The organism is Azospirillum sp. VT-I1 (assembly GCF_055698305.1).
The window spans coordinates 314,459-334,214 of sequence record NZ_CP168804.1; the positions used below are offsets into that span (position 1 = coordinate 314,459).

The window sequence follows — 19,756 nt, forward strand, 5'->3', positions numbered from 1 at the left end:
TTTATAACTTATAAGATTGTCGCATCGGATGGTCCGGTGCGGCGGCACGTCGCCGGCCCTCCGGGATCCAAGTAAGGAGGGTCGGATGACGAGGAGACTGGCCGGGCGCCTTTGCGCGCCCATAGTGTTCGCCATGCTGATTGCGTCCGGTTCGTCGTATGCGCGCGACCTGACGGTCGTCGGGTTCGGCGGATCGTTGCAGGACGCGATGCGGACCGCCTATTTCGAGCCCTTTTCCAAACGGTCGGGCGCGCCGCTGATCGAGGAGTCCTACACCGGCGGCATCGCCAAGCTGAAGGCGATGAACCAGTCGCGGACGGTCACCTGGGACGTCCTGCAGATGGACGAGAACGAGATGACGCTGGCTTGCGACGAGGGGCTTCTCGAGCCCTTCGACTGGAACAGCCAGCCGAACGCTGCCGACATTATCCCGCAGGTGAAGGCGCCCTGCGGTGTCGGCGCCTTCGTCTGGTCGAAGGTGCTGGCCTTCGATCCGGCCAAGACCCCTGGCGTGAAATCCTGGGCCGATTTCTGGGATCTCAAGCGCTGGCCGGGTGAACGCGGCCTGCGCAAGCAGGCGCGCATGACGCTGGAGATCGCCCTGCTGGCCGACGGCGTCGCCCCGGACAAGCTTTATGAGACGCTGGGCTCCAAAGCGGGGGTGGACCGCGCCTTCGCCAAGCTGGACCAGATCAAGCCGCACATCCGCTGGTGGGTCAGCGGCGCGCAGCCGGTCGAATGGCTCGCCGCCGGCAATGTCGTCATGACCTCCGCCTACAACGGGCGGGTCGCCGCCGCCAATAAGGACGGGCGGGCCTTCACCATGCTGTGGTCGCAGCAGCTCTATTCCGCCGATTACTGGACGATCCCCAAGGGCACCGACAAGCTGGCGGCCGCCAGGGATCTGGTCGCCTACATGACCAGCGCCGACACGCAGAAGCGCTTTGCCGAGACGATCCCCTACGGCGTCACCAACGGCCGCGCCTCCGCCCTGATCGATCCGAAAATCCAGCCGGACCTGCCGACCGCCCCGCAGAACATGGCGGGCGCGCTGATGATCGACACGCCCTTCTGGGTGAACAACGAAGACGAGTTGCAGCAGCGCTTCGAGCGCTGGGTCGCCCAATAGATCCGGGTTCACCGGACCGGGTGCAGAGCCGACCGCAACCCATTTCCGAACAGGTGAGAGTCATGACGCTTCACGCAAGGCGCATCGTCGGATGCGCGCTGGCTGCCGGACTGTTGTCCGCGCCGGCCCTGGCGCAATCTTCCGCGCAAACCGAGCAATTGACCGTCGTCGGCGCCGGCGGCGTGCTGCAGGACGCCGAACGCGCGGTGTTCTTCCGCCCCTTCGCCGATGCCAACAAGGTGCAGCTGACCGAGGATTCCTATTCCGGCCAGATGGCGAAGGTCCGCGCCATGGTCGATACCGGCAGTGTCAGCTGGGACGTGCTGCAGGTCGAACAGAACAGCCTGCTGAGCGGCTGCGAGGAAGGGCTGTTCGAAAAGATCGAATGGACCCGCATCGGCGACCGCAAGGAGTTCATTGACGAGGCCTACAGCGAGTGCGGCGTCGGCGCCTTCGTCTGGTCGATGGTGATGACCTACGACCGCTCCCGCCTCGCCAACGGCCCGAAGAGCTGGGCCGATTTCTGGAACGTGCAGCGCTGGCCGGGCAAGCGCGGCCTGCGCCAGACCGCCAAGATGACGCTGGAGATCTCCCTGCTGGCCGATGGGGTGCCGCGCGGCGAGGTTTACAAGCTGCTGGCGACGCCGGCCGGCGTGGATCGTGCCTTCGCGTCGCTCGACAGGCTCAAGCCGGACATCCTGTGGTGGACCTCCGGCGCCGAACCGATCGAGCGGCTGGCCTCGGGCGACGTGGTCATGTCCGCCGCCTTCAACGGGCGGGTGGCGGCGGCCAACCAGGGCGGGCGCTCCTTCGCGCTCTCCTGGGACGGGCAGGTGCTGGGCGTCGACTACTGGGCGATCCCGAAGGGGGCGAAGAACCGCGCCACGGCGGAGCGCTTCATCGCTTTCGCCAGCCGGCCGGAGGTGCAGGCGCGTTTCCCCAGCCACATCGCCTATGGCGTGACCAACCGCAAGGCGAACCTCGCCGTCGATCCGAAGCTGGCCGCCGACTTGCCGACGAGCCCCGCCAATTTCGCGCTGGCGGTCCCGCTCGACACCGCCTTCTGGGCCGACCATGGCGAGGCGCTGGAAGCGCGCTTCGCCAACTGGCGCTCCCGATGACCGGTGGAAAGGAGCGATGACGCGCATGGCAACCACCACTGAAACTCCCACTGAAACTATTGAGCGGCCTGCGGCGCTGGCGCCGCCGTCCCTGTCGTCGCGTGCGAAGGCCCGGATGGTCTCGGCCCTGCTGATCGCGCCGCTCGTCCTGTTCCTCATCCTGGTCTTCGTGCTGCCGCTGGGCGGCATGCTGGTGCATGCGGTGGAGAATGGCGAGGTGGGCGAGGCGCTGCCCGGCGTCGCCGCGGAGATGCGCGGCTGGATCGGCGAGGGCCTGCCGCCGGAGAGCGCCTATGCCGCGCTGGCCCGCGACCTGAAGGCCGCCTATGGCGATCCCCGCCTGGGCGAGGCAAGCCGGCGCCTGAATTACGAACGCGCCGGTTACCGCGCGCTGCTGGCCAAGACGGCGCGTGCCGTCCGCGGCATCGACCGGCCGCAGGCGGACTGGACGGCGGAGCTGACCGCCATCGATCCGCGCTGGGGCGAACCTGCCACCTGGGCGGCGCTGCGCCGGGCCAGCCCGTCGCTGACGCCCTACTACCTGCTGACGGCGCTCGACCTGCGGATGGACGACAGCGGCTCGATTACGCGGGCCCCGGCGGAGGAGCGCATCTACATCGACACGCTGGGCCGCACGCTGTGGATCGGCTTCGTCACCACGCTTCTGTGCCTCGTGCTGGGCTTCCCGCTCGCCCATGCGCTGGTCAGCCTGCCGCGCGGTTTCGCGTCGGTCCTGATGGTCTGCGTGCTGCTGCCCTTCTGGACCTCGCTGCTGGTGCGGACCAGCGCCTGGATCGTCGTGTTGCAGAAGGAAGGCGTGCTGAACGGGCTGCTGACCCGGCTCGGCATCGTCGATGCGCCGCTGGAACTGGTGTTCAACCGCTTCGGCCTCTACGTCGCGATGGTGCACATCCTGCTGCCCTTCATGATCCTGCCGATCCTCAGTGTGATGAAGGGCATTTCGCCCTCCTACATGCGGGCCTCGGCCTCATTGGGCGCCCATCCGGCTGTCGGCTTCCTCAAGGTCTATTTGCCGATGACGCTGCCGGGCGTCGGGGCGGGCTGTCTGATGACCTTCATCATCGGCGTCGGCTATTACATCACGCCCAGCCTGGTCGGCGGCGCCCGTGACCAGATGACCAGCTACTTCATCGCCTACTACGCGAACACCACCATCAACTGGGGCCTGTCCTCGGCGCTGGGGGCGATCCTGCTCGCCTGCATCATGCTGCTCTACGCGACGGTCGGGCGCCTGATCGGCGTCGGCCGCATCGCCGGCATTCAATGAGGTCCCCGCTTCCGGAAGAGAGGCCGAGCCATGTCCAGTCCGACCCGTGTTCTTCAATACGTCTTCTGCTGCGCGATGATGGTCTTCCTGGTGGGGCCGATCCTGACGGTCATCCCGATTTCCTTCAGCTCCGCCGGCTTCCTGTCCTACCCGATCCCCGGTCTGTCGCTGCAATGGTACGAGAAGGTGCTGGCGGCGTCCGGCCCCTGGCTGCCGGCGCTGCGCAACAGCCTGATCGTCGGCACCGGCGCCATGGCGCTCGCCACGCTGCTCGGCACGCTGGCGGCGCTGGGGCTGGCGCGCAACGACCTGCCGGGCCGGTCCTTCCTGCTCGGCCTGCTGATCGCGCCGATGGTGGTGCCGGTGGTGATCAGCGGCGTCGCCATGTATTTCCTGTTCGCGCGGATCGGCCTGACCGCCTCCTATCTCGGGCTGATCCTGGCCCATGCGGCGCTGGGTGCTCCCTTTGTCGTCATCACAGTGACGGCGACGCTGCGCAACTTCGATACCACCCTGGTGCGGGCGGCCTACAGCCTGGGCGCCTCGCCCGTGCGTGCTTTCTTCACGGTAACGCTGCCGCTGATACTGCCGGGCGTGCTGTCCGGCGGTCTGTTCGCCTTCATCTTTTCCTTCGATGAGGTGGTGGTGGCACTATTCATCGGCGGGCCGGAGCAGCGGACCCTGCCGCGCCAGATGTTCGATGGCATCCGCGACACCATCGACCCGTCCATCCTGGCGATGTCGACCCTGCTGGTCGGCGTCACCATCGTCTTCATGGTCCTTCTCGCCCGGCTGGGGCGGGGGACCGGTTCAAAGCCTGGGAGCAACGCATGATCATCGTTACCGGCGGCACGCACGGCATCGGTCGCGCCTGTGTGGAACGCCTGACTGGCGACGGGCAGGCCGTCCTCTTCACCGGCCGGGACGAGGCGGCGGGGGCGGACCTCGCCGGTCGCTGTCCGGGTGCCGTCTTCCAGCAGGGCGACGTCGCCTCGCCCGACGACTGCGCCCGCGCGGTCGCGCGCGCGATGGAACTTGGCGATGGCCGCATCGACGGGCTGGTCAACAATGCCGGCATGTCGCGTCGCGTCGCCTTCGCCGAAGCGCAGGTGGAGGATTGGGACCAGGTGATGGCGGTGAACGCCCGCAGCGCCTTCCTGTTCACCCGCCTTGCCCTGCCGGGGTTGCGGGCGGCGCGCGGCGCGGTGGTGAACGTTGCCTCCGTCGCCGGCAAGATCGGGGAGGAAGGGCTGGCGATCTACTGTGCGTCGAAGGCGGCCGTGATCGGCATGACCCAGGCGCTGGCACTGGAGTTCGGCGACGAGGTCCGCTTCAACGCCGTCTGCCCGGGCCAGATCGACACCCGCATGATGCAGGGCATCAAGACGCAGGAGATCAAGCGCCGCCGCCTGGAGCAGCGCATCCCCGCCGGCCGCTTCGGCGCGCCGGAGGAGGTCGCCGATGCCATCGCCTGGCTGCTGTCGGAGCGGTCGAGCTACGTCAACGGCACCGTCCTGACCATCGACGGCGGCGAGACCGCCGGGATGCGCACCCCGCGCGGTCTGGACGAGTGACGGGTTCTTCTGGCGCCGGTCTCAGGCCGGCGCCAGGGATTGGCCGATCTTTTCCAGATAGGGGATCAGGCTCTCGCCGCCGCGGATGATGTCGCGTTCGATGGCGGCCCGGGCGGCCGGGCCGTCATGGGTGCGGAGTGCGGCGATCAGGGCCAGATGCTCGTCGGCGCCGGCGTAATCGTCGTGCTCGACCTCGTTGTAGAACACGTTCAGGATCGGACCCATCGACACCCACAGGCTTTCGATCTGGCCGACCAGCATCTCCATCCCCGACAGCCGGTAGACGGTGAAATGGAAGTCGCGGTTGTGCTGTAGCGCCGCCGTGACGTCGCGGGCGCGCTCCGCCGCGTCGAACCGGGCATGCGCCTCGGTCAGGCGGGCGATGTCCTCCGCCGTGGCATGGGCGGCGCCGAGCTCCGCCGCCAGACCTTCCAGCGCGATGCGGATGGTGCGGATTTCCAGATAGCGCGACAGGCTGAGCCCCGGCACGCAGACGAAGCGGCCCGACCGCAGCTCCAGCCCCTGTTCGCTGACCAGCCGCAAACAGGCTTCGCGCACCGGCGTGATGCTGGTGCCCAGCTCGTCCGCCAGATCCTGCATGACCAGCCGCTGGCCCGGCTTGAAGCTCCCCGCGATCAGTGCTTCGCGCACCGCCACATAGGACCGCGCCGACAGGTTTCCCGGTTCGATCGGCTGCATTCGCACGACGTCATCTCCTCACACACGGACGAACGGCAGAAGGCGATGCCTTGGGCACGCCTCCTGCCGTCCTATAAGCTATAACACAGAAAAGTCAGGCGCCGACCCGCATCGCCGGATGGAGCGCATGCAGCGTCTCGGCGATGGCGTTAAGCGTGCGGTCGATCAGCGCCTGGTCATGGGCGGTCGACAGGTAGAGGCGCTTCAGCGGCAGGGGTTGGAAGATGAAGCGCTGCTCCACGAGCCGCCGGCGGAAGGCGAGGTCGGCGGCGTTGTCATTGCGCAGTAGGTCCTCATAGCGCTGGAAGGCGCCCTCGAAGAAGTAGAGGAGCCAGACAGACCCGTAGCCGGCCGGCTGCGCCGGGATCCCCAGCCGCTCCACGATGGCGGACAGGCCGGTCCGCATGCGGTCGCCGAGCGCGAACAGCCGCTCGTAGGTGCCCGGCCGTTCAAGCTCGCCGACGGTCGCCAGCAGGGCCGCCAGCGAGGGCGGCGTGCCGTTGAAGGTGCCGCCCATGAAGACCGCCCCTTCGCCGGTGCGCCCCAGCCGTTCCATAAGGTCGGCGCGGCCGGCCAGGATTCCCACCGGATGGCCGGAGGCCACCGCCTTGCCGAAGGTGGCGAGGTCGGGCGTCACCCCGACGATCGATTGGTAGCCGCCCAGCGCGTGGCGGAAGCCGGTGATGACCTCGTCGAAGATCAGCACGGTGCCATGATCGGCGGTCAGCCGGCGAAGGTCGCGCAGGAAGGCGTCATGGGCGATCACCGATCCCATATTGTGGGCGATCGGCTCGATGATGACAGCGGCGACCTCGCCCGGATGGGCGGTCAGGTAATCCTCCACCGCCTGGGCGTCGTTGTAAGGCAGCACGATGGTGTGCCGGGCGGCATCGAGCAGGATGCCGTCGCAAACCGGGTCGTACTGCCCGATGCGCTCGGCGGGCGATTGCACGTTCATGGCGACATAGTCGTGCCAGCCGTGATAGCCGCCCTGGAATTTGATCACGGTCCGCCGCCCGGTGGCGGCGCGCGCCAGCCGCAGCGCGTGGTAGGTCGCCTCCGACCCGCTGCTGCAGAAGGCCACCTGATCGGCGCAAGGGATCAGGCGGACCAGCGTTTCCGCCGCCTCTACCTCTAAATCCAGCGCCGCGGCGCCGATCAGGTCGATGCGCTCGGACACCGCGGTCACGCGGTCGCGCACGGCGGCGGCGCAATGGCCCAGCATGTTGGCGCCGAAGCCGCAGTGATAATCAACATGCTCGTTGCCGTCGGCGTCGTACAGGTACGGTCCGGCGGCGCGCACGAACACGTAGGGGTGCGCCAGCTGCCGGCTGGGGCTGAGCAGCCCGCCGGGCATGACGGCCCGCGCCCGCGCGGTCAGCGCGGCGTTGTCGGTCTCGATGGGCATGGTTGGTCCTCGTCATGGCGGCCGGGACTGGCGGCGGATTGACCCGTCCCGGCCGGCGGTCTCAGGCCAGGATGTCGCGGACGACCGTCTCGATGCCCGCGGCGTCGAGTTGGTAGTGGCGGTAGAGGTGCGTCGGCGGCGCAATCAGGCTGTATTCGTCGCGGATGCCGTGGCGGATCAGAACCGCCTTGGTGCCGGCCTCCGCCATCACCTCCGCCACGGCACCGCCGAGCCCGCCGAGGATGTTGTGCTCCTCCACCGTCAGGATGATGCGGGAGCGTTCGGCCGCCGCCAGCACTGCGTCGCGGTCCAGCGGCTTGATCGTGTGCATGTCGATCAGCCCGACCGACAGGCCGGACGCCCGCAGAGCCCGAACCGCCTCGCGGGAGGGGTGGACCATGGTGCCGCAGGCGATGATGATCAGGTCGGTGCCGGTCTCATGTTCGATGGCCTTTCCAAACCGGAAATCCGGCAGGTCGTCATAGACGTTCGGCTCCTGCCCGCGACCGATGCGGAAATAGATCGGTTCGGGGTGGTCGGCCGATGCCTTGATCGCGGCGGCCAGCTGTGGCCCGTCGGCCGGATTGACCACGGTCAGCCCGGCGATGGAGCGCATGATCGCCAAATCCTCCGTCGCATGGTGCGAGGTGCCGTAGAAGCCGAGCGCGATGCCGGCATGGTGCCCGATCAGCCGCACCGGCAGGGCGGAGTAGGCGACGTCCATACGGATCTGCTCGCAGCACAATAGCCCGAGGAAGGAGGCGAAGGTCGCCACGAAGGGCATCACCCCGGTGGTGGCGATGCCGGCCGCCGCCGACACCATGTTCTGCTCCGAAATGCCGAACTGGATGAAGCGGTCGGGATGGCGGGCAGCGAAGCGGGCGAGGCCGTTGGAGTATTGCAGGTCGGCGGTCCCGGCCATCACCGGGTGGCCGTCCGCCACCAGCGCCGACAGAGCGTCCGACAGATAGGACAATCCGGGGGCGCGGGCATTGAGCTGCCGGTACTGCCAGCTTCCGGGATTGACCGGTCCGGCGAGGGTATTGGCGGCGGTCATCGGGCGTCTCCCTGGGCGGCGTCTTCTTGGGTGATGGCGGGGCCGCTAGGTTGCCCCATGATCTCGGTGATGGCGGCGGCTTCGTCTTCCGGCGCCAGATATCCCAGGTGCCAGCCGGCCTCCCGCTCCATGTAGCCGACGCCCTTGCCTTTCAGCGTCTTGGCGATGACGCAGGCCGGCTTCTCGCGGGTCTTGTCCTGCTTCAGCCGGCGGAACAGGGTGGCGAGGGCGGCGACGTCGTGGCCGTCCACCTCATGCACCTCCCAGCCGAAGGCGCGCCATTTGTCGGCCAGCGGCTCGATCCCCATCACCTCGTCCACCTGGCCGTCGAGCTGGTAGCCGTTGCGGTCGATGATGGCGATCAGGTTCCCGGCCTTCTGGTGGGCGGCGGCCATCGCCGCTTCCCACACCTGCCCCTCCTGCATCTCGCCGTCGCCGAGCATGACATAGACGTCGAAGCGCCGGCCCATCATCCGGCCGCCCATCACCATGCCGAGGCCGGCGGACAGCGCATGTCCGATGGAGCCGGAGCTGAAATCCACCCCCGGCACCTTGGTCATGTCCGGGTGGTCGCCCAGCGGGTTGCCGAGCCGGGTGTAGCCGTCCAGCAGCTCCTTCGGGAAGAAGCCCCAGTCGGCCAGCAGTGGGTAGAGCCCGACCGCGGCATGGCCCTTGCCCATCAGGAAGCGGTCGCGGTCGGGCCAGCGCGGCTCCCCGTGACGTAGGCGCATGGCGTCGTAATAGAGCGTCGCGAACAGCTCCGCGCAGGAAAAGGTCGAGGAATAGTGGCCCACCTTGGCGATGGCGATCAGCCGGATCGTCTCCAGCCGGACATGCCGGGCGCGTTCCTCCAGATGGGCGACGGTTTCGGGTGCCAGGATTTCGGGCGTCAGGGTTGGGCCGGCGCCCATGGGATCGGGCGCCGGTCCGGCGGTGGCGGTCGTTGGCATGGTCATCCTGTCAGCGGATCGGCGCTGGATCGTGTGGGCGGGGTGCAAGGGCGCGCCGAATTGCCCTCGACAACTTATAACTTATAAGATACAAGTTGGGAATGGCAAGCATGACATTGCCGCCCGTTCCGCCGCGATCCCGCGGCCGAACCGCCGCCACCGCGCCCCTTCTCACTCCCCCGCAATCAGGAAGAGCCGATCCCATGACCAACGCCCTTCGTGCCTTGGACATCGACCTGCATCTGCATTCGCAAACCAATGCCCGCGCCCATGAGGAGCGCGGGCCGCTCGCCCTGGTGCGGGGCGACGGTGTCCATGTCGTGGACGAGTCCGGTCGCCGCTATATCGAGGGGATGGCCGGGCTGTGGTGCGCGTCGCTCGGCTTCGACGAGGCGCGGCTGGCCGAAGTCGCCGCCCGCCAGATGCGGACGCTGGCGACCTACCACACCTTCAACCACCGCACGAACGACGCCTGCGTGGCGCTGGCGGAGGCGATCTCAGGCATCTCGCCGATCAAGGGGGGCAAGATCTTCTTCGCCAATTCCGGGTCGGAAGCCAACGACACCATGGTGAAGCTGGCCTGGTACTACAACGCTGCGCGCGGCCGGCCGGAGAAGCGCAAGATCATCAGCCGCACCGGCGCCTTCCATGGCAGCACGGTGATGGGTGCGGCGCTCAGCGGCCTGCCTCACATGCACCGCGCCTTCAACCTGCCGGACCAGGGCGTGGTCTTCACCGCCTGTCCCAACCATGCGCGCCATGCCGAACCGGGCGAAAGCCAGGAGGAGTATGCGACGCGCCTTGCCGCAGAGCTTGAAGCGCTGATCCAGGCGGAGGGTGCCGACAGCATCGCGGCGATGATCGCCGAACCGGTGATGGGCGCAGGCGGGGTGATCCTGCCGCCGGAGAGTTATTTCCCCAAAATCCAGGCGGTGCTGGCCCGCCATGACATCCTGCTGCTGGCCGACGAGGTGATCTGCGGCTTCGGCCGTACCGGCAACTGGTTCGGCAGCCAGACCTTCGGCTTCCTGCCGGACATGATGTCGATGGCGAAGGGCCTGTCGTCGGGCGCCATCCCCATCGCCGCGGTGGCGCTGAGCGACCGCATCTATCAGGCGATCGCCGACCAGAGCGCGGAGATCGGCGTCTTCGGCCACGGCTTCACCTATTCCGGCCATCCGGTGTCGGCGGCGGTCGCGACGGAGGCCATCCGCATTTATCACGAGATCGACGTGGTCGGCCGCGCCCGCCGGCTGGGCGCCCATCTGCGCGCCGCCCTGGACGAGGCGCTGGCCGGGCACCCGCTGGTCGGAGAGATCCGCAGCGTCGGCCTGCTGGCCGGCATCGGCCTGACCGCCGATCCGGCGACCGGCCGCGAGTTCGACCCCGCCTTGCGGGTCGGCGCGCAGGTGGAGCGTCGCTGCCTCGCCCATGGTGCGATCATCCGCAACATGGGCGACAACATCGCGCTCTGCCCGCCCTACGTCATCGAACCCGGCCAGATTGACGCGCTGGTCGAGCGGCTGCGTGCCGCGCTGGACGACGTCGCCGACACGCTGTCCCGCGACAGCCTCGCCGCCTGAGGGGGACCCGCCATGCCATATCTCGATCTGCTCGATCAGGCCCGCCTGATCCGCGACGGCGAGGTCAGCGCCGCGGACCTGCTCGACGCCACCATCGCCCGCATCGAGGCGGTGAACCCGGTGCTGAACGCGGTGATCCTGCCGCTCTACGACCAGGCGCGCGCGGCGCTGGAGACGGGCGAGGCGTCGTCCGGACCCTTCGCCGGCGTGCCCTTCCTGATCAAGGATCTCTACTGCCATGTCAACGGCACGCCGACCACCGGCGCCTCCCGCCTGCTGGCCGGGACCGTCGTCGACCATGACAGCGAACTGATGGCGCGTTACCGCCGCGCCGGCCTGCTGGCGGTCGGCAAGACCAACCTGTGCGAATTCGGCACGCTCGGCACGACGGAGCCGGTGCTGTTCGGCCCGACCCGCAACCCCTGGGACACCAGCCGATCCAGCGGCGGGTCGAGCGGCGGTGCCGCGGCGGCTGTTGCGGGCGGCATGGTGCCGGCGGCACATGGCGGTGACGGCGCCGGTTCCATCCGCATTCCCGCCTCCTGCTGCGGGCTGTTCGGGCTGAAGCCGACGCGCGGCCGCATCACCATGGGTCCCGATCTGGGCGACAGCCTGGGCGGCATCGTCAACGAACATGTGGTGACGATGACCGTGCGCGACAGCGCGGCGCTGCTCGACGCCACCCACGGGCCGATGGTCGGCGATCCCTACAGCGCCGCCCCGCCGGCGAACAGTTTCCTGTCGCAGGTCGGCCGCGAGCCGGGGCGTCTGCGCATCGCCGTCACCGACCGGTCGCTGCTGGGCACCGACGTCGATCCCGATTGCGTGGCGGCGGTGCGCGACACCGCACGCCTCTGCGCCGAACTGGGGCATGACGTTGAAATCGCCGCCCCGGTCTTCGATGCGGAGCAGTACCAATCGGCCTATCGCCGCTTCTGGTCGATGACGGCGACGCGCAGCCTGTGGAGCATCGGCCGCGCCACCAACCGCTCCCCCGCCGCGCTGGCGGAGGAGGTCGAGCCCTTCAACCGTTACCTGTTCGAGCGTGGCAGCCGGATCCTGGCGGCGGATTACGTGACGGATCTCGGCTGGTTCCACGGCTTCTCCCGCACCCTCGGGCGCTTCCTGGAACGCTACGATGTCTGGCTGACGCCGACGCTGGGCTCGCCGCCGCCGAAGCTCGGCCATTTCGATGCGGGGCTGCATGGCGGGGAAGCGGTCATGGACCGCTTCATGCAGTTCCTGGCTTTCACCACCTTCGCCAACATGGCCGGCCTGCCGGCGATGAGCGTCCCGCTGTCCTGGAATGCCGAGGGGTTGCCGGTCGGCTCCCAGTTCACCGGTCGCGCCGGAGCCGAGGCGACGCTGTTCCGCCTTGCCGGCCAACTGGAACGCGCCCGCCCCTGGCAGGACCGCCGTCCGCCCATCCACTCCGCCTGACACGGAAGGAACGACCATGGAAAGCCAAGGTTTTGTGGAATTCGCCGACGTCCAGAAAAGCTATGACGGGCGCACTCTGGTGATCGAGGGGCTGGACCTGTCGATCCCGAAGGGGGAGTTCCTGACGATGCTGGGGCCGTCCGGTTCCGGCAAGACCACCAGCCTGATGATGTTGGCGGGGTTCGAGGCGCCGTCGCGCGGCGAAATCCGCGTGGCCGGCAAGCCGATCCAGAACGTTCCGCCGCACCGCCGCAACATCGGCATGGTGTTCCAGAACTATGCGCTGTTCCCGCACATGACCATCGCCGAGAATCTGGCCTATCCGCTGAAGGTGCGCCGGATGGGGCGGGCGGAGACGGAGCGGCGGGTGACCCGCGCGCTCGACATGGTGCAGATGGGCGCTCTGGCGCAGCGCCGTCCTTCCCAGCTTTCCGGTGGGCAGCAGCAGCGGGTGGCGCTGGCGCGGGCGCTGGTGTTCGAACCGGATCTGGTGCTGATGGACGAGCCGCTGGGGGCGCTGGACAAGAACCTGCGGGAGCACATGCAGTTCGAGATCAAGCATCTGCATGAGCGTCTCGGCGTGACCATGGTCTATGTCACCCACGACCAGGCGGAGGCGCTGACCATGTCCGACCGCATCGCCGTCTTCAATCGCGGCCGGGTGGAACAGCTGGCGACGCCGGAAGAACTGTACGAGGAACCGGCCACCGTCTTCGTCGCCGGCTTCATCGGCGAGAACAACCGGCTGTCCGGCGTGCTGGCCGACCGGCAGGGCGACCGCGGGACCGTCCGGCTGGAGGGCGGTTCGGTGGTGCAGGCCCGTATTGCCTCCGGATTGGAGGCGGGGGCTTCGGTCACCGTGTCACTGCGGCCCGAGCGGGTCCGGCTGGTGCCGGCGGAGGCGGCTGGCGGGGCTGGAGGAGGGAGCGGCCTGTTCGGGCATGTTTCCGAACTGATCTATCTGGGCGACCACATCCGCGTGCATCTGTCGGACGGTCCGGCTGGCGGGCTGGTCGCGAAAATTCCCAACAACGCCGACCATCAGCATGTGCGTCCGGGCGGCCGTTATCGGGTGGAATGGGGACCGGCCGACGCCATCGCGCTACCGGTGGGGCACTGATCAACACGATATTCAGCTGGCGGGGGAGGCGCTTCGGCGCCTCCGCACCGTCGGGCAGTTTGTTCAGCGGCGGGCATCCAGGCTGAAGCGGCCGGCACCGAAGGCGACGATCTGCAGCAGGCCGCCGGCGATCGAGATGTTCTTGAAGAAGTGGAAGTACTGATCGAGGTCGGCGAGGTTGTTGTGGAAGAGCACCGCCGTCGCGACCGTGAAGACCGCCATGGCGAGCGCCACCAGCCGGGTCTGGAAGCCGACGATCAGGGCGAGGCCGCCAGCCAGTTCGACCAGCAGCGCCATCACATAGGACAGTTCCGGCACCGGCAGGCCGACCGATTGGATGTAGCCGATGGTCATCGTCGGCGCGATCAGCTTGCCATAGCCGGAGACCAGGAACAGGCCGGCCAGCAGGACGCGGCCGGCCAGCGGAGCCGCATCGGCGGCGATCGAGCCCATCGGCAGGGACGAGGTCGAAGCGGTGGGGGCGGAGATGGTCATGTCAGTCATCCTTCGTTGATCAGGTTTCGTTGATCGGGGTTTCCGGATCGGCGCTCCGTTTCTTCGTCGGCGCCGGGGATGACGGAGATCTACGCTCCTTCTGCATTCAGGAAAATCGGGATAAAATGGACCATAACGTTCGAAAACTTCGAAAAGGAGCCAAGCGCTACCACCCTTGCTGCGATTGCCCGGCCGCGCCGGGCTGCGTCATACCGGAAGCTCCGGCGGAACACTGGTCGCGGACCCCGCCGCCCCAGGCAGAAAGGCGCGGTGGCTCATGGCGTTGTTCGAGAGCACGTTGATCCTGCTTCTGATTGCGGTCCTCCTGCTCCAGTTCTCGCGCCGGCTTTCCGTTCCCTATCCCACCATCCTGTGCCTGTCGGGCGTGGGGGTGGCGGCGCTGCCCTGGGCACCCGATATTCCGGCGCCCGACATCACGCTGGATCCTCAACTGGCGCTGGCGCTCTTCGTGGCACCGGCCCTGGTCGATGTGGCCTATGACACGCCATTCACGGCACTGCGGCGCAACTGGGCGCCGTTGCTGTCCCTGGCGGCGGTTGCGGTCATCCTGACGACCGCGGCGGTTGCCTGGGTCGGCATCGCGCTGGCGGGGCTTCCCATCGCCGCCGCCATCGCCATGGGCGCCATCGTGGCGCCGCCCGATGCCGCGGCGGCGGCGGCCATGCTCGGGCGCTTCGCCCTGCCGCGGCGGACCGTCACCGTTCTACAGGGCGAGAGCCTGCTGAACGATGCGGTTGCCCTGCTGATCTTCAGCGCTGCGGTAGCGGTCCAGTCCGGGATGACGGGCGGCGCCATTCCGGAGCATGTGCTCCCGCAACTCGTCCTGGCGGTGCCCGGCGGCCTGCTGGTCGGCGTTCTGGTCGGTCGCATCTATGTTCTGCTGGCGCCCCGGCTGGCCGGGACACTCAGCGGCACGATCTTCGAATTCCTGACCACCTTCGGCACTTGGGTGATTGCGGAGCGCCTGCATTTCTCGGCGATTCTCGCCACCGTCGCCTTCGCCATGACAGTCGCGCGGTCCGCGCCGGAACGCCAGCCGCCCCGTGACCGTGTCCATTCCTATTCTGTGTGGGAGGCGGTGGTCTTCCTGCTGAACGTCCTGGCTTTCCTTCTGATGGGATTGCAGGCGAGAGCGATCATCGGCAGGCTGGAAGGCGACCGCTTCTGGCAGGCCGCCGGCGTCGCGGCGGCGGTGTTCCTAGTGGTGGTGTTGGTGCGCGTTGTCTGGGTTCTCGTCTACAACCGTGCTTCCGCTTTCATCTTGCGGCAGCGAGGCCCGGGCGATGTTCCGACGGTGGGGCAGGGGCTGGTGGTCGCCTGGTGCGGCATGCGCGGACTGGTGACGCTGGCCACCGCACAGGCCCTGCCGCCGACCTTCCCCGAGCGCGACCTGATCGTGCTGTGCGCCTTCGCCGTTCTGCTCGGCACCCTGGTGTTGCAAGGCCTGACACTGGGACCATTGATCGTCCGCCTGCGCTTCCCGCCGGACCACTCCTTCGACCGGGAAGCGTCCGCCGCCCGGATCGTTCTGATCGATGCCGCCGTTGCCGCGCTTGAGGGGCGCGAGGACGAGGCCGCACGGGCGGAGCGGCACTCCCTTCGGGCGGCACGCGCGGCCACGGCCGCCGGACAGCACCCGCGGGAGGTCAGCGAGAGCGACCGGCTGAAACGGGACATGATCGCCGTGAAGCGTCGCAAGCTTGCCGAGATGCGCCGCGCGGGCGCCATCGATGACGATGTGTTCCACGCACTGGAGCAGGAGCTCGATTGGTCCGAACTCGCCTCTTCCCCGCCCGAACGCCTGCAACTGGTGGAAGGGTGAGGGACCGTCAAGCTGTGCGGATATGAACTGATGGTGTGGATGCCCCCTTTCCTCGGCATCGGAGTATGCCAGGATGCGGTGTTTGTCTGACATTGTAATGGAGGGCAGCATGGCTGCCCTGCTGGAAGGGAGCGGCCGGCCGCTGGAGCATGTGGCGCGGGAGTTAGGCCTGCAGGCCTCGGTGCTGCGGAGCTGGCGGCGGGCAGCCCAGAGTCACCCGCCGCGCTCACGGTCTGGTGTCCCTGCCGTATCCGACACGGCCATGCCGGCCAAGCCGGACGAGCAGTCGGCGGAGATCGCGAGGCTGCGATGCGAACTGGAGCGCGCCCGGCAGGAACGCGACATTTTGAAAAAGCCATCAGCATCTTCGCGGAAGCACCGAGATGAGGTTCCGCTTCATCGAGGACCACCGGGACGAGCGACCCGGAAGATCGTTGGCTGGGCGATGCGCGACCATTTGCGCGCCGAACTCGCCACCTCGGCCATCGGATACATCGCCCCCGAACAGGCCGAGCTAAGATCTGCGTGAACCCGTGTCCACCCAACCGGGGCAAGATCAGGATCTCGACGGCCGGAATAAAGGACATACCGATGAGTCGTACCGGCCGGGTTCCTGCATGGTTCATCGATGAGGCCGCGCGACAAACCCGATTACCGAACCGCCTTGATCCCCTTCCCGCCGACACCCTGACGGCGCCTATCCCAGCAGCCGTTCGAACAGATCATCGCCACCCATCTGACCGCCCTTCAGCATCAACTCCAGACCGTCGACTGCCGGTTCGTTCGCATGGGTACGGCTGACGGTGACGCCCGGTGCCAGGGTGCAACGGTAGGACAGCCCCCAACAGCCGAGAGCCCGCACCGCGAAGCTGGAGGTATCGCCGCCGGCGATGCCGACCCGGCGCAGCGGCACGGCCCGCAGCACCGCCGCGACGAATGCCGCGGTAGCCGCCGCCACCGAGCCGGCACGGCCGGTCTCGGCCGATCCCGAGGCCGGGGCGGTCCAGCCCAGCGTGTGGCGTCCGGCCTGCAAGGAGGCGGCGACCTCACCAAGCAGGGCTTCGGCATAGGCGGGATCGTCGCACAGGGCGGCCGCATCGACCTGGATGCGGCGGTAGGAGGTGGCTGCGTCGATCTGCCTGCGGGTCAACGGCGACAGGCTGCCGGCCATCAGGAAGACCGGGCCTGCCGCGGGGGCGAGCGGCGTCTCCTCGACGACCGCCGAGGGTGATTGGGCATCCCAATGGGCGGTCAGTGCCTGGGCGACGCCGCTCGGCCCCACCGCCAGCAGCGGCTCGCGTCGGGCGTGGCTCCAGATCAGCCGGCCGACAGCGGCGAGATCGGTGCTGCGGGATACGTCCAGAAGGATGGCGGGCGGCTGCTCCGCCAGCAGCCGTTCCAGCCGGATGTCGAGCGCCGCGTCGTCCAGGCAATAGTCGGGGTAGTGCAGCGCCGCCACCCCGTCCAGCCCTTGCGCGGCGAGGTGGCGGCGCAAATCGGCCTCCGCCATCGGGGTGACGGGATGGATGCTCATGGTCGGGTGGCGGTCGATGCGGTGGACGGTGCCGCCGGTGCCGGCCGCGGCGAACAGGGTGCTGAACAGGCAATAGCGCCCGATGTTCGGCTGACCGCCCACCACCGGGCGGAAGCGGTTGGGGAAGTGGTGTGCCAGGGTGCGCACCGCCTCCCCGATGCTGCCGACCGTTGGCGCACTGTCGAAGGTGGAGCAGCATTTGTAATGCATCACCGGCACGCCCAGCGCCGCGAAGAAGCGGCCGACCGGCTCCAGCTCCGCCCGCAGCGCGTCGGGCGGCATGCTGCGCCCCGCCCCGGCGATGCCGACGGCGTCGAGCGGACCACCGGCCGCCATCCGGGCGGCGCCCAGCCGGGCGACATCCGGCACGTCGAGGAACAGCAACGCCCGCCGCCCGGCCTTCGCCAGGGTGGCCAGCGTGTCGGTCGCCCCGGTGAAGTCGTCGCCGTACCAGCCGATCTTCGGGATCACCGGCATGGCGTTCAGCCCTTCTTTCCGAAGAAGTCCAGCGACCGGCGCAGTTCCGGCAGTTCCAAAGCCGCGTCGTCGAGGGTACGCCCGGCGCGGACGGCGTCCCAGGCCTGCCGGATGCTCAGCACGCCGGCCGCCGGCCCGTCGGGATGGGCCATGATGCCGCCGCCGGACATGAACAGCAGGTCGGCCGTGCCCACCGCCTCCCAGGTGACCGGCACCGTCCCAGCCCATTGGCCGGAGGAGAAGGCCGGCATCACGGTGTCCGTGGCATCGGATGCGTCCGCCGCAAGCGGCGCAAGACAGGCGCGGGCGCCGTCGATCACCTCTTCGTCAGGCTGGGCGAACTTGCCGTTCAGGCCGTGGACATGCATGTGGTCCACGCCCGTGAGCCGCCACAGAGCCTGATAGGCGTCGAAGCCGATGCCCAGCAGCGGATGGCGCGAGAAGGCGCCGAAGCCGTTGCGGTGGCCGTGCAGCACCAGCCCGCTGTGCCGGCGCAGCGTCTGCACCGCGGAATAGCCGCACCAGTTCAGGCTGACCATGATGCAGGACCCGCCCTCGCGTTCCACCAGATCGGCATGGCGGCGCATGGCGTCGGTCTCGTCGGTGATGTTGAAGGCGACCATCACATGCCTGCCGGTGCGGTCCTGGTGGCGGCGCACCCGGTCCATCACCGCGGGGATGCGCTGGGCCAGCGGAGCATGGGCCGGATCGGCGCAGATCTCGTCGTCCTTGATGAAGTCGAGCCCGGCGGCGCACAGCGTGCCGACCAGCTCGCCGGTCTCCTCGGCCGACAGCCCGACATTCGGCTTGATGATGGAGCCGACCAGCGGCCCGTCCGCCACCCCGGTCAGCCGGCGTGTGCCGGCGACGCCGTGGCGGGGCAGGTCGAACTGCGCGCGGTAGGCTTGGGGGATGCGCACGGATTCCAGGCGAAGGCCGGTGACCTCGCCGAGATCGTAGAGGTTGCCGGCGACGGTGGCGGCCAGCGTGGGCAGGTTGGCGCCGATGTTGGCGGTGGGGAAGGAGATGGTGATGCGGGCGCGCTGCCAGGGGCCGGTGGTGCGCTGGCGCTCCAGCCATGTGTTGGGCAGGGCAGGGCTGTCGGCGCTGTCCAGCTTTTCCACCGATTCGACGATGGCGCGGGCGCGGGCGCGCAGGTCGTCGGTCTCGCCATGGACGCGGGTGAAGGTGCCGCAGGACTGCTCCCCCGCCATCACCTCCGCCACCTTGGCCGGGGCGAGGGGAGTTTCGATCAGGTATGTGGCTTCGATGCGGTCGGCGTGCATGGGCGTGGCCTTGTGATGGCGTGAGGTGCTGCCGCGGGGTGCCCCCTCCCCATCCCTCCCCTCTTCGAGGGAGAGGGGGTTGAACGCTTGCGGGGTGATTGCAAAGGGCAGCGGCAGTCCCCTCTCCCGCGAAGCGGGGAGGGTTAGGGAGGGGGCAAAACGCCCCTATAAATCGTCCCTCACAACTTGCTCAAATCCGGAAACGGCCGCACCGGATCGGACCCGTCCCAGCCCATCGACGCCTCGCGGATCAGGTCGAACATCCTGCCCTTCGGTCCGGCGACCTCCGACAGCTCGATCACCGTGCCGGGGTGGTATTCGGTGTCGAAATAGACGAAGCGGCCCTTCTCGCCGACCTCGCCGCTCATCACCGGCTTGAAGCCCTGGCCGAGCAGCCGTTCCAGATCGGCGTCGTAATCCTCGGTCCAATAGGCGACATGCTGCAGGCCCGTGTTCCCGGCCTGCAAAAAGTCGCGGTACATCGACGGCGCGTCGTTGCGGGTCTGGATCAGCTCCATCTGCAGCGGGCCGGAGTTGGCCAGCGCCACCGAATTGTGAACCTCGTAGGATTCGCCGCGGTAGCTGTAGTTCCGGATCGGGACCCGCTCGTTGTAGAACCAGGGGCCGATGCCGAGCGTGCGGCTCCAATAGTCCATGGCGGCTTCGATGTCGCGCACGACGTAGCCAGCCTGACGGATCTGGCCGAAGAATCGGCTCATTGAAAGCACTCCGGATAAGAGGGGATTTGAGGA

At 68.3% G+C, this 19,756-nt stretch carries 17 protein-coding genes and 1 pseudogene; 10 read left to right on the plus strand and 8 right to left on the minus strand.

Annotation, left to right across the window (positions count from 1 at the left end; genetic code table 11):
• Positions 1-85: 85 nt before the first annotated feature.
• From AB8P05_RS23755 to AB8P05_RS23775, 5 genes are all read left to right on the plus strand, one after another.
• On the plus strand, positions 86-1,129 hold the full coding sequence (locus AB8P05_RS23755; RefSeq protein ID WP_472761137.1) for an ABC transporter substrate-binding protein: 1,044 nt from the start codon (positions 86-88) through the stop codon (positions 1,127-1,129).
• A 62-nt stretch (positions 1,130-1,191) separates the two neighbouring features.
• On the plus strand, positions 1,192-2,250 hold the full coding sequence (locus tag AB8P05_RS23760) for an ABC transporter substrate-binding protein (protein ID WP_472761138.1): 1,059 nt from the start codon (positions 1,192-1,194) through the stop codon (positions 2,248-2,250).
• A gap of 25 nt (positions 2,251-2,275) precedes the next feature.
• Positions 2,276-3,538 (plus strand): ABC transporter permease, encoded by a 1,263-nt coding sequence (locus tag AB8P05_RS23765; protein ID WP_472761139.1) that lies wholly within the window; start codon positions 2,276-2,278, stop codon positions 3,536-3,538.
• Between the two features lie 30 nt (positions 3,539-3,568).
• Complete coding sequence (locus AB8P05_RS23770; RefSeq protein ID WP_472761140.1) at positions 3,569-4,372, plus strand: ABC transporter permease; 804 nt, start codon at positions 3,569-3,571, stop codon at positions 4,370-4,372.
• The gene (locus AB8P05_RS23775; RefSeq protein WP_472761141.1) at positions 4,369-5,112 is read left to right on the plus strand and encodes an SDR family NAD(P)-dependent oxidoreductase; all 744 of its coding nucleotides are present in this window, start codon (positions 4,369-4,371) and stop codon (positions 5,110-5,112) included. Before AB8P05_RS23770 ends, AB8P05_RS23775 begins: the two co-directional genes overlap by 4 nt.
• A gap of 21 nt (positions 5,113-5,133) precedes the next feature.
• Here AB8P05_RS23775 and AB8P05_RS23780 read toward each other — a convergent pair whose 3' ends face one another.
• From AB8P05_RS23780 to AB8P05_RS23795, 4 genes are all read right to left on the minus strand, one after another.
• Positions 5,134-5,811, minus strand: a complete 678-nt coding sequence (locus tag AB8P05_RS23780) for a GntR family transcriptional regulator (RefSeq protein ID WP_472761142.1) — start codon at positions 5,809-5,811, stop codon at positions 5,134-5,136.
• Between the two features lie 94 nt (positions 5,812-5,905).
• Positions 5,906-7,219 (minus strand): aspartate aminotransferase family protein, encoded by a 1,314-nt coding sequence (locus AB8P05_RS23785; protein ID WP_472761143.1) that lies wholly within the window; start codon positions 7,217-7,219, stop codon positions 5,906-5,908.
• A gap of 61 nt (positions 7,220-7,280) precedes the next feature.
• Positions 7,281-8,276: a transketolase family protein gene (locus tag AB8P05_RS23790; protein ID WP_472761144.1), complete on the minus strand. Its 996-nt coding sequence runs from the start codon at positions 8,274-8,276 to the stop codon at positions 7,281-7,283.
• Positions 8,273-9,187 carry a transketolase gene (locus tag AB8P05_RS23795; protein ID WP_472761176.1) on the minus strand — a complete coding sequence of 305 codons (915 nt, stop codon included), beginning with the start codon at positions 9,185-9,187 and terminating at the stop codon, positions 8,273-8,275. Before AB8P05_RS23795 ends, AB8P05_RS23790 begins: the two co-directional genes overlap by 4 nt.
• Positions 9,188-9,429: 242 nt before the next feature.
• On the opposite strand from AB8P05_RS23795, the gene AB8P05_RS23800 reads away from it, so the two are divergent.
• The 3 genes from AB8P05_RS23800 to AB8P05_RS23810 are packed head-to-tail and all read left to right on the plus strand — an operon-like array spanning position 9,430 to position 13,369.
• Complete coding sequence (locus AB8P05_RS23800; RefSeq protein ID WP_472761145.1) at positions 9,430-10,809, plus strand: aminotransferase; 1,380 nt, start codon at positions 9,430-9,432, stop codon at positions 10,807-10,809.
• A gap of 12 nt (positions 10,810-10,821) precedes the next feature.
• Positions 10,822-12,249 carry an amidase gene (locus AB8P05_RS23805; RefSeq protein WP_472761146.1) on the plus strand — a complete coding sequence of 476 codons (1,428 nt, stop codon included), beginning with the start codon at positions 10,822-10,824 and terminating at the stop codon, positions 12,247-12,249.
• A gap of 16 nt (positions 12,250-12,265) precedes the next feature.
• A complete protein-coding gene (locus AB8P05_RS23810; RefSeq protein WP_472761147.1) occupies positions 12,266-13,369 on the plus strand; it encodes an ABC transporter ATP-binding protein in 1,104 nt (367 codons plus the stop codon).
• Between the two features lie 63 nt (positions 13,370-13,432).
• On the opposite strand, the gene AB8P05_RS23815 is transcribed toward AB8P05_RS23810, so the two are convergent.
• Positions 13,433-13,822: a DoxX family protein gene (locus AB8P05_RS23815; protein ID WP_472761177.1), complete on the minus strand. Its 390-nt coding sequence runs from the start codon at positions 13,820-13,822 to the stop codon at positions 13,433-13,435.
• Between the two features lie 319 nt (positions 13,823-14,141).
• Between AB8P05_RS23815 and AB8P05_RS23820 the strand changes: the two genes are divergently transcribed.
• Together AB8P05_RS23820 and AB8P05_RS23825 are read left to right on the plus strand one after the other, a co-directional pair.
• Positions 14,142-15,707 (plus strand): cation:proton antiporter, encoded by a 1,566-nt coding sequence (locus AB8P05_RS23820; protein WP_472761148.1) that lies wholly within the window; start codon positions 14,142-14,144, stop codon positions 15,705-15,707.
• Between the two features lie 280 nt (positions 15,708-15,987).
• A pseudogene (locus AB8P05_RS23825) lies at positions 15,988-16,126 on the plus strand (IS3 family transposase); the annotation flags it as partial.
• A 278-nt stretch (positions 16,127-16,404) separates the two neighbouring features.
• On the opposite strand, the gene AB8P05_RS23830 reads toward AB8P05_RS23825, so the two are convergent.
• The 3 genes from AB8P05_RS23830 to AB8P05_RS23840 all read right to left on the minus strand — a co-directional run bounded on the left by AB8P05_RS23830 (position 16,405) and on the right by AB8P05_RS23840 (position 19,723).
• Positions 16,405-17,718 (minus strand): four-carbon acid sugar kinase family protein, encoded by a 1,314-nt coding sequence (locus AB8P05_RS23830; RefSeq protein WP_472761149.1) that lies wholly within the window; start codon positions 17,716-17,718, stop codon positions 16,405-16,407.
• A 5-nt stretch (positions 17,719-17,723) separates the two neighbouring features.
• On the minus strand, positions 17,724-19,004 hold the full coding sequence (locus AB8P05_RS23835; RefSeq protein WP_472761150.1) for a ribulose-bisphosphate carboxylase large subunit family protein: 1,281 nt from the start codon (positions 19,002-19,004) through the stop codon (positions 17,724-17,726).
• A 179-nt stretch (positions 19,005-19,183) separates the two neighbouring features.
• The gene (locus AB8P05_RS23840) at positions 19,184-19,723 is read right to left on the minus strand and encodes a VOC family protein (protein WP_085082958.1); all 540 of its coding nucleotides are present in this window, start codon (positions 19,721-19,723) and stop codon (positions 19,184-19,186) included.
• Positions 19,724-19,756: the final 33 nt, after the last annotated feature.